Here is a 10,549-nt window from a genome sequence, read left to right on the forward strand (position 1 = left end):
CCACGAAAAAGCCCCCGGTCACCATCAGTGGCCGGGGGCTTGTTCGTTCAGGCCCGGTGTTACGCCATCGCGTCGGCGAAGCTGCGCACGAACGCGGCGTTGTCGATCAACCGATCGTGACTGGTCTCGATCAGCACCGAACGTTCAATCCGGGACTGGCCGGCGACCTCCAGCATGCTCGCCTCAATCAACCGATGATGCACACCCGTGCGGCTCAAGGTCGCCCACCAGCAACTGATCGGCGCCTTGATCGCCTTGAAATCGGCATCATGCAGGCGCTGCCCCAGCATGCGGTCGACCTCCCACGAGATTTGCGCCTCATGGCCGCTGAGCAACTCTTCCTTGAGTTCATGGAAGCGCTCACCCAGCACATCCCCGGCCCACTGGTTGAACCCGGCCCATTGCTCATCGTCGCCGTCAACCGTGGCCTGCTGGCCCGACCACTTGGCATGGATCTGCGCCGTGAACTCAGGGAACATCGCGCCCAACAATTCCACGCGCCGGTCATTGGCGGATATTTCGCGCTCATCGACCATCACCGCCGTGTCCCAGAAGGGCTTGACCCACTGGGGTGGCGATGCGTCGATCCAGCCCACGCACTCCACTTCCCGCCCAGCCTGCTCCAGGCCATGGGCAACTTCCATCGCCAGGTTGCCGCCCAGGGACCAGCCCGCCAGACGGAAGGCCCCCTCCGGCTGCGCCGTCAACAATTGCGCGGTGTAGTCCTCGACCATCTCGTGCCAGGCCGGCACTTCACTGCCCTCCTCGGCCAACGCCCGGCAGATCACGCCCATTACCGGCCGCTGCTCGCGCAACGCCAGGGCAATGGCCTTGTAGCAATGCACCGAACCATAGCTGGGGTGAAACAGGTACAACGGTGTGCCACGGGTCTGGCTGTTCAACCTGACGATCAACGAGTTGCCGGCCTGACCATTGACACAGGCCACCTGCCCCGCAACCGTCGGGTTGAGCATCAGCTGACTCACCGAAAGCTCGACGCCGGTAGCCTTGCGGATACGCTCCTTGAGCATCAACACCAGCAACGAGTGCCCGCCCAGCTCGAAGAAGTTGTCCTCCACCCCCACCTGTTCAAGGCCCAGGACCTCGCGCCAGGCGAGCACAACGGTGTGCTCCAGCGGGTTGCTCGGCGCAACGAAGTGCCGCTGATGCACGCTGGCGTCCGGTGCCGGCAGGGCCTTGCGGTCTAACTTGCCGTTGGGGCTCAAGGGCATGCGGTCCAGCACGACCCATTGCGCAGGCACCATGTAGTCGGGCAAATGCGCCAGCAAGTGATGACTCAGGGCATCACGCCAGGCGGCGGCCGGGTCGTGCAACACCAGGTAGCCCACCAGATGCTTGCCATCCTGCACTTGCACCGATGCTTCACGCACCTGCGGATGCTCCAGCAGGCGCGCTTCGATTTCGCCCAGCTCGATCCGCAAACCACGCAACTTGACCTGATGATCCAGGCGCCCCAGGTATTCAATCACGCCATCCCTGCGCTGACGGACCCGGTCCCCGGTACGATACAACCGCGCGCCAGGCTGGAACGGGCACGGCACAAAGCGCTCGGCGGTCAGGCCGGGACGGCGATGGTAACTGCGCGCCAGCCCGACCCCGCCCAGGTACAACTCACCGGCAACACCCGCGGCAACCGGCTGCAACTGTGCATCCAGCACATGGGTGCGCAAGTTGGCGATCGGCTGGCCAATCGGCACGCTGTCGCGGTTTTCATCGACACACGTCCAATGGGTAACATCAATGGCCGCCTCGGTCGGGCCGTACAGGTTGAACAACCCGGCCTTGGGCAGTTTGGCGAACACCTGTTGCTGGGCGTCCACCGGCAGGGCTTCGCCGCTGCAAATGATGCGTTGCAGGCCCTGGCAACTGCCGGCCTGCGAGTCCTGGAGGAACGCCTGCAACATCGAGGGCACGAAGTGCAAAGTGGTGACCTGGTGTCGATTGATCAACGTCACCAGGCGCGACGGCTCCCGATGATCACCCGGAGCCGCCATGACCAACCGGGCGCCGCTCATCAACGGCCAGAAGAACTCCCAGACCGACACGTCAAAACTGAACGGCGTCTTTTGCAGCACCGTATCACTGGCATCCAGTGCATACGTTTGCTGCATCCACAGCAATCGGTTGGTCAATGCACAGTGGCGGTTACCGGCGCCCTTCGGCTGCCCGGTGGAACCGGAGGTGTAGATGACATAAGCGAGGTTTTCGGCCTCGACGGCGACCTCGGGATTGAAGGTGGCAAACCCTGCCAGCCAGCTGTCACCCTGCTCCACCACCAGGCACTGTACGCAGTCACCGATGGGCAACGACGCGACCAGATGCGCCTGCGTCAACAGCAGTTGCACCCCACTGTCCTGCAGCATGTAGGCCAGGCGCTCGCGCGGGTATTCCGGGTCCAGCGGCACATAGGCGCCGCCAGCCTTGAGCACGGCCAGAAGCGCCACCACCATCTCCACCGAACGCTCCATCGCCACGCCCACCAGCAGGTCTGGCCCGACACCGGCCTGTATCAGGCGGTGCGCCAGGCGGTTGGCACGAGCATTCAGCTGGGCGTAAGTGAGCACTTCGCAATCAAACAGCAATGCCTGGGCATCCGGCGTGCGTTCGGCTTGCGCTTCGATCAACTGCTGCACGCTCTGCTGCAACGGGTAATCCTGCGCCGTGTCGTTCCACTGCTCGACCATCACCTGTTGCTCCAGACGCTCCAGCATCGGCAACTGGGTGACCCGCTGATTCGGATCGCCGAGCATGCCCTGCAACAGGTTCTGCCAATGGCGGGCCATGCGCTTGGGTGTCGCGGCGTCGAACAGATCAGTGGCGTAGGTCAGGGTCGCCCACAGCCCTTCGGCGGTCTCCTGGGTGTCCAGGCTCAAGTCGAACTGCGCGGTCTGCGCGCCCCACTCCAACCCTTCAACCCTCAGGTCGGCAAGCTGCTGGCCGCTGTTGGCCAGGCGCGCTTCGCTCTGGTGATTGAACAACACCTGGAACAACGGGTTATGGCTCAGGCTGCGCTCGGGTTGCAGCGCCTCGACCAATTGCTCGAAGGGCAGGTCCTGATGGCTCTGGGCATCCAGGGCCCGCCGCTTGGCCTGCTGCAACAATTGGGTGACGGTCAGTTGAGCATCGATATCGGCCTTGAGCACCTGGGTATTGACGAAGAACCCCACCAGCCGCTCGGTTTCGACCCGGCTGCGGTTGGCGATCGGCACACCGACGCGAATATCCTGCTGGCCGCTGTAACGGTGCAACAGGGTCTGGAACGACGCCAGCAGTACCATGAACAACGTGACCCCCTCACGCTGCGCCAGGGCCTTGAGCCCCGTCACCAGCGCCGGGTCCAGGACGACATCCAGGCTCGCCCCGCGATAGCTCTGCACCGAAGGTCGCGGCCGCTCGGCGGGCAGTTCCAGCACTGGCTGTTCACCGCCCAGCAGCGTTTGCCAGTAAGCCAATTGGCGCTCGCGCTCGCCGCCCGCCATCCAGTCGCGCTGCCACTGCGCATAGTCGGCGTATTGAATCGGCAGCGCCGGCAGTTGCAGGTCCTGGCCTTGGCTGTAGGCCGCGTACAGTTGCACCAGCTCGTCGACCATCACCTGCATCGACCAGCCATCGCAGACGATGTGATGCTGCACCAGCACCAGCACGTGTTCGTCGTCAGCCAGGCGCAGCAGGGTCACCCGCAGCAGCGGGCCTTGTTGCAGGTCAAACGGTCGCGCGATCTCGGCTTGCACCAGGCGCTGCACATCCGCTTCATCGGCGTCGGCATGCAGGATCTCTACGGCACCCGCATCACGGATCATTTGCAGGGCGCGGCCTGCGTCCTGGTACACCTGGGTGCGCAGGCTTTCATGGCGCGCCACCAGCGTTTCGAAACTGCGTTGCAGCGCGGCCTGGTCCAGCCAGCCACGCAGGCGCAGGGTGCTGGGGATGTGGTACGCGGCGCTCTGGGGGTCCAGTTGCCAGAGGAACCACTGGCGCTCCTGGGCATAAGACAATGCCAACGGCTGCTGGCGGCTGACGGGCAGAATCGCCGGCGCACTGTCCGTCTCGGCTGTCGAACGCTGCAGCGTCTCGACAAAACCCTGCAACCGCGGGTGTTCAAACAGGGTTCTGAGGGGAACTTCCCGGCCCAGCAACTGGCGCAGACGGGAGATGACCTGCATCGCCAGCAACGAGTGCCCCCCCGATTCAAAGAAGTGGTCGGCCAGGCCAACCCGTTCCAGGCCCAGGATTTCACCCCAGATCGCCGCCACGTCCTGCTCCAGCTCGCTCTGTGGCGCCACATACACCTGCTGCATCTGGCTCACATCAGGACGCGGCAGGCCCTTGCGATCGAGCTTGCCATTGGGGGTGAGCGGCATGCGCTCCAGGAACATCAGGTGCGAGGGCACCATGTAGTCCGGCAGGCGGGTTTTCAGGGCGCGGCGCAGGTTTTCACGGCAGGTGGACTGGGCCACCGCATCGTCCATCAGCACCGGATCCAGTGGCACCACATAGGCCACCAACTGCTTACCGGTCGGGCCTTCCTGGGCCACCACCACGGTTTCGCCGACGCTGTCCTGCTCACGCAGCCGCGCTTCGATCTCGCCCAGTTCGATACGGAAACCGCGGATCTTCACCTGGTGGTCGACACGGCCGAGGTAATCCACCACGCCATCCGGGCGGCCACGGGTCAGGTCGCCGCTGCGGTACACGCGGCTGCCGGGTTTGCCGAACGGGTCGGGGACGAAGCGTTCGGCGGTGAGTGCCGGACGTTCCAGATAACCACGCGCCACGCCCTCACCGCCCAGGTACAGCTCGCCAGCGACGCCGATGGGTTGCAGGTTGAGTTGGGCGTCGAGGATGTAGCCGCTGCGGTTGCCCAACAGCGTGCCGATCGGTGCGTACACGGCGCCGCAGGGATCGCCCTTGTGTGCTTTCCACAACAACGGCGTAACCACAGTTTCGGTCGGGCCGTAGCCGTTGAACAGATAAGTGGGTTTCAGCGCACGCCAGGCCAGGTCGTAGCTCGCTTGCGCCACCGCGTCACCGCCAAAGCAATACACGCGCACCTTCGGTGGGTTACCGTCGCGCTCGGCATGCTCGGCCAACTGTTGCAGGTACACCGGCGGGAACACGGCCATGGTCACGTTGTGACGGTGCATTTGCGCGTAGGTGTATTCCGGCAGCCACAGGCTGTCATCGCGGATCAGCACGCTCGCGCCGTTGATCAGCGGGTGCATCCAGCCTTCGTGGGAGCCGTCGAAAGCGAAGGACATGAAGTGCAATTCGCAATCGGCCGGGCCGGTTTCGTAGCGTTCGCCGGTGGCGATGATATGCGCCACCAGCGGACCGTGGGCCACCGCCACGCCCTTGGGCATGCCGGTGGAGCCCGAGGTGTAGATCACGTAGGCGAGGTTGTCGCCGTCGAGATCAACCGACGGCGCAGTGTCGCTGAAGCCGCTCCAGGTTTCGGTGCGGTCGATGGCGAGCGTATCCAGGCCTTCGGCAATCGGCAGTTGCTGCTGCACGGCGGTATGGGTCAACAGCAGCTTGGCGCGGCTGTCCTGCATCATGTACAGCAGGCGATCACGCGGGTATTCGACGTCCAGCGGCACGTAAACGCCGCCGGCTTTCAGCACCGCGAGGAACGCCACCATGATCTCCGCACTGCGCGGCATGGCAATCGCCACGCGCACTTCCGGGCCGACGCCACGGGCGATCAACGCGTGGGCCAACTGGTTGGCCTGGCGGTCCAGCTCGCCGTAAGTCAGGGTTTGCGTGTCGAACTTGACCGCGACTGCCTGCGGGTTTTCCCGCGCACGCTCGGCCACCAATTCATGTACCAGACGCTGGGCCGGGAAGCCGGCGTCGGATTGATTCCACAACTGCAGAATGTGCCGCTGTTCATCCCCGTCCAGCAGGTTCAACTGGCCGAGGGTCTGCTGCGGATCGGCGACCATCGCCTGCAACAGGTTCTGCCAATGCCGCGCCATACGTTGCACGGTCGACGCTTCGAACAGGTCCTGGGCATACCCCAATGTGGCCCAGATACCTTCGGTAGATTCTTGAATATCCAGGTCCAGATCGAAATGCGCGGTCCGGCTTTCCCACTCCAGTCCTTCTACCCGCAGCGTCGGCAATTGGTGCTGGACCTGGGCCTGGCCGACGTCGGTCTGGTGGTTGAACATCACTTGGAACAACGGGTTGTGGCTCAGGCTGCGCTCGGGCTGCAACGCCTCCACCAACTGCTCGAACGGCAAGTCCTGGTGGGCCTGCGCCTCCAGCGCCCGTTGCCGGGTCTGCTGCACCACCTGCGCGACGCTCATCTGCCCGTGAATGTCGGCCTTGAGCACCTGGGTGTTGACGAAAAAGCCGATCAGGCGCTCGGTTTCACTGCGGTTGCGGTTGGCGATCGGCACGCCGACGCGGATGTCTTCCTGGCCGCTGTAGCGGTGCAGCAAGGTCTGGAACGAAGCCAGCAACAGCATGAACAGGGTCACGCCCTGTTGCTGGGCCAGGGCCTTGAGGTCGCGGGCGAGCGCGGGCGCCAGTTCGATCGGCAGGCGTGCGCCACGGTGGCTTTGCACCGCCGGGCGCGGGTGGTCGAACGGCAGCTCCAGCACGCTCTGCTCACCGCCGAGCCGGTCGCGCCAGTAGTTCAGTTGGCGATCCTTCTCGCCCGCCTCCATCCAACGGCGCTGCCACACGGCGTAATCGGCGTACTGGAGCGGCAGCGCCGGCAATACCAGGGTCTGACCCTGGCTGTAAGCCGCGTAGTGCTGCACCAGTTCCTCGACCATCAGTTGCATCGACCAGCCATCGGAGACGATGTGATGCTGCACCAGCACCAGCACATGCTCATCGGCGGCCAGGCGCAGCAGGCAGACACGCAGCAACGGCCCTTGTTGCAGGTCGAAGGGCTGGGCGATCTCGGCTTCTACCCGGGCCTTCAGCGCAGCTTCATCGACATCGGCGCACGCGATGTGCAACGACACCTGCGGTTCAATCACTTGAACCGTGCGCTCGCGCTCCTGGCGCAGGGAGGTGCGCAGGCTTTCATGACGGGCCAGCAAGGTGTCGAAACTGCGCTGCAACGCCGCGTGGTCGAGCTGGCCTTTCAGGCGCAGCGCGCTAGGGATGTGGTACGCCGCGCTGTGCGGCTCCAACTGCCAGAGAAACCACTGGCGCTCCTGGGCATACGACAGCGGCAACGGCTGGTCGCGCCCGGCCGGCAGCAGGGCCGGGGCTTTCGGGGCGGCGGGATCGGCGGTCGTCAAGGCAGCGACAAAGCCTGCCAGGCGCGGCTGCTCGAACAGCGTCTTGAGCGGGACTTCCAGGTCCAGGGCCTGGCGAATGCGCGAGACCACTTGCATGGCCAGCAGGGAATGCCCGCCCAGTTCAAAGAAATGATGGGCCAGGCCGACACGCTCGACGCCAAGGATATCGGCCCAGATCGCCGCGATCTGTTGCTGCAGCGGCGTGACCGGTGCCAACCATGCCTGCTGTGCCGAGCCGCCGACGGGTGTCGGCAGGGCCTGGCGGTCGAGCTTGCCGTTGGGGTTCAAGGGCATGCGCTCGAGGAAGATCAGGTGCGCCGGCACCATGTAATCGGGCAGTTGCTCGCGCAAAGTGGCCTTGAGCTGTTCGGCGGCGCTCACCTGCTCCGGCTCGGACAATGGCTGCGTCGCCACCAGATAGGCCACCAACTGATTGTCGGCGGCCAGCACGAAAGCCTCACGGACGTCATCCTGGGCCAGCAGCAGCGCCTCGATTTCACCCAGCTCGATACGGAACCCACGGATCTTCACCTGGTGATCGACGCGGCCGACGTATTCGATCACCCCGTCGGCGCGATAACGCGCCACGTCGCCGGTGCGATAAAGACGCTCGCCCAGGCGGCCGAACGGGTCGGCGACAAAGCGCTCGGCGGTCAGGCCCGGGCGTTGCAGGTAAGCACGCGCCAAGCCGCTGGCACTGGCGATGTAGAGTTCGCCCACGGCGCCGACCGGCAACAGGTTGAGGTCGCCGTCCAGCACATACAACGCCCGCCCCGGCAACGCGCGGCCAATCGGGCTGGCGCTGCCGCCGATCACCCCATCGTCGGCGCTGCAATCGAGCACGCTGGACACCACCGTGGCCTCGGTGGGCCCGTAGGTGTTGAGCAGCCGCACATGCCCCAGCCCGGCCCCGCGCCACATCGCCGGGCCGTCCAGGGGCATGGCTTCGCCGCCGATATGCACCTGGCGCAAGGCCCCGTAAGACCGTGGGCCCGCCGCCAGGCAATCGTGCAGGAACAGTTTCCAGTAAGCCGTCGGCAAGTCGGCCAGGGTGATGCCCTGATCGATGATCTGCCGGTACAGGTCGGCGCCGTCCCACAACTGCGGGCCGCGCAACACCACGGTGGCGCCCAGGGTCAGCGCCGGGTACAGCTGCTCGACGAAGCCGTCGAAGTTCAAGGTGGCGAACTGCAGCACCCGATCCTGTGGGACCAGGCGCGAATAGTCGGCCGCGATGTCGGCGAACTCACTCAGCGCCGCGTGGCTGATGGCAACGCCCTTGGGTTTGCCGGTGGAGCCCGAGGTGTAGATCACGTAGGCCAGGCTCTGCGGCTCGACGTCGAGCGCCGGAGCGTGTTCGGCATACGGCGCCAACGTCGCGTGGGCCAGGTCGATATCCAGGCAGGTCAACGACCCGGCCAGCGGCAGGCGCTCACGCAGGTGAGACTGAGTCAACACCAGGCGCACGCCACTGTCCTCGAGCATATGCACCAGGCGCTCGCGCGGATACTCAGGGTCAAGCGGCACGTAGGCACCGCCCGCCTTGAGCACCGCCAACAGGCTGACCACCATGGCAAAGGAACGCTCGACGGCGATACCGACCAGGCCGTCCGGGCCGATCCCCTGGTCGATCAGGTAGTGCGCCAGACGATTGGCCTGGCGGTTCAGTTCGCCATAGCTGAGCGTCTGGTCATCCAGGGCCAGCGCCTGGCGTTCAGGATGCTGGCGGGCCTGGGCCTCGAACCGGTGGTGTACGGCTTGTGCGACGGCGACGCTGGCCGGCGCGTTCCAATCCTGGAGCATCGTCTGCTGCTGCGCACGGTCGAGCATCGGCAGCGCGCTAAGACGGCTGCGCGGCGCACTCACCAGCGCCTGGAGCAGGTTTTGCCAATGTTGCGCAAAGCGCTCGATAGTCGCCGCCTCGAACAAGTCGGTGGCGTAGGTCAGCGCGGCCCACAGACCTTCAGCGGATTCATGGGTGTCCAGGCTCAGGTCGAAATGGGTGGTCTGGTTGTCCCAGTCCAGTTCTGTCACGCGCAGGCCGGGCAGGTGCTGGCCGTCACCGCTGGCCTGGGTGTCGGTCTGGTGGTTGAACATCACCTGGAACAACGGGTTGTGGCTCAGGCTGCGTTCAGGCTGCAACGCCACCACCAACTGTTCGAACGGCAGGTCCTGGTGCGCCTGGGCTTCCAGGGAACGACGCTTGGTCTGCTGCAACAGTTCGGCAAACGTCATCTGCCCGTCGAGGTCGGCCTTGAGCACCTGGGTGTTGACGAAAAAGCCAATCAGCCGCTCGGTTTCGACGCGGTTGCGGTTGGCATTCGGTACGCCGATGCGAATATCCGCTTGGCCGCTGTAGCGAAACAGCAGGGTCTGGAACGACGCCAGCAGGAGCATGAACGGCGTCACGCCTTCTTGCTGCGCCAGGCGCTTGAGGCCCGTCACCAGGTCCGCCTGCAGCTGCACCTGCAGGCTCGCGCCGCGATGGCTTTGCTGCGCGGGGCGCGGGTGATCGAGGGGTAATTCCAGCACGGGTTGCTCACCGCCCAGCAGGTCCTGCCAGTACGCCAACTGGCGGGCCCTCTCCCCGGCCTCCATCCAGTTGCGTTGCCACAGCGCGTAGTCGGCGTACTGGATCGGCAGGCCCGGCAGGCTGAGGTCCTGGCCCTGACTGTAGGCGGCATACAACTGCACCAGTTCCTGGACCATCACTTGCATCGACCAGCCATCGGAAACGATGTGGTGCTGCACCATCACCAGCACATGCTCATCTTCCGCCAGTTGCAACAGGGTCACGCGCAACAGCGGCCCTTGTTGCAGATCGAACGGGCGGGCGACCTCGGCTTCGACCCGCGCCATCAGTTGCGCCTCGTGAACAACCTCCTGCCGGATCTCGACACGCGCCTCGGGCTCGATGGTTTGCAACAGCTGCTCACCGTCCTGGATCAGCCGGGTGCGCAGGCTTTCGTGGCGCGCCAGCAGGCTGTCGAAGCTGCGCTGCAACGCCGCCAGGTCCAGGCGCCCCTGCAAGCGCAATGCGCCGGGGATGTGGTAGGTGGCGCTGTCCGGGTCCAACTGCCACAGGAACCACTGGCGCTCCTGGGCATAGGACAGCGGCAGGCGTTGGCCGTCCTCGCGGATCGAGGCAATCGGCAGTTGGGCGAAGCTCATGCCACGGCTTTGCAGGCGCTGGTAAAACTGCTGGCGCTGTTCCAGCGGCAGGCGAAGAAAGCGCGAAACCAGATCGATATTAGGGTTGGAACGCATGG

General features: G+C 65.0%; 1 protein-coding gene. It reads right to left on the reverse strand.

Annotated features, from left to right (window positions below):
* Window positions 1–59 precede the first annotated feature (59 nt).
* Window positions 60–10,547 carry an amino acid adenylation domain-containing protein gene (locus AC07W0_RS15080; protein WP_495029334.1) on the reverse strand — a complete coding sequence of 3,496 codons (10,488 nt, stop codon included), beginning with the start codon at window positions 10,545–10,547 and terminating at the stop codon, window positions 60–62.
* Window positions 10,548–10,549 lie beyond the last annotated feature (2 nt).

The organism is Pseudomonas sp. GW704-F2 (assembly GCF_059423025.1).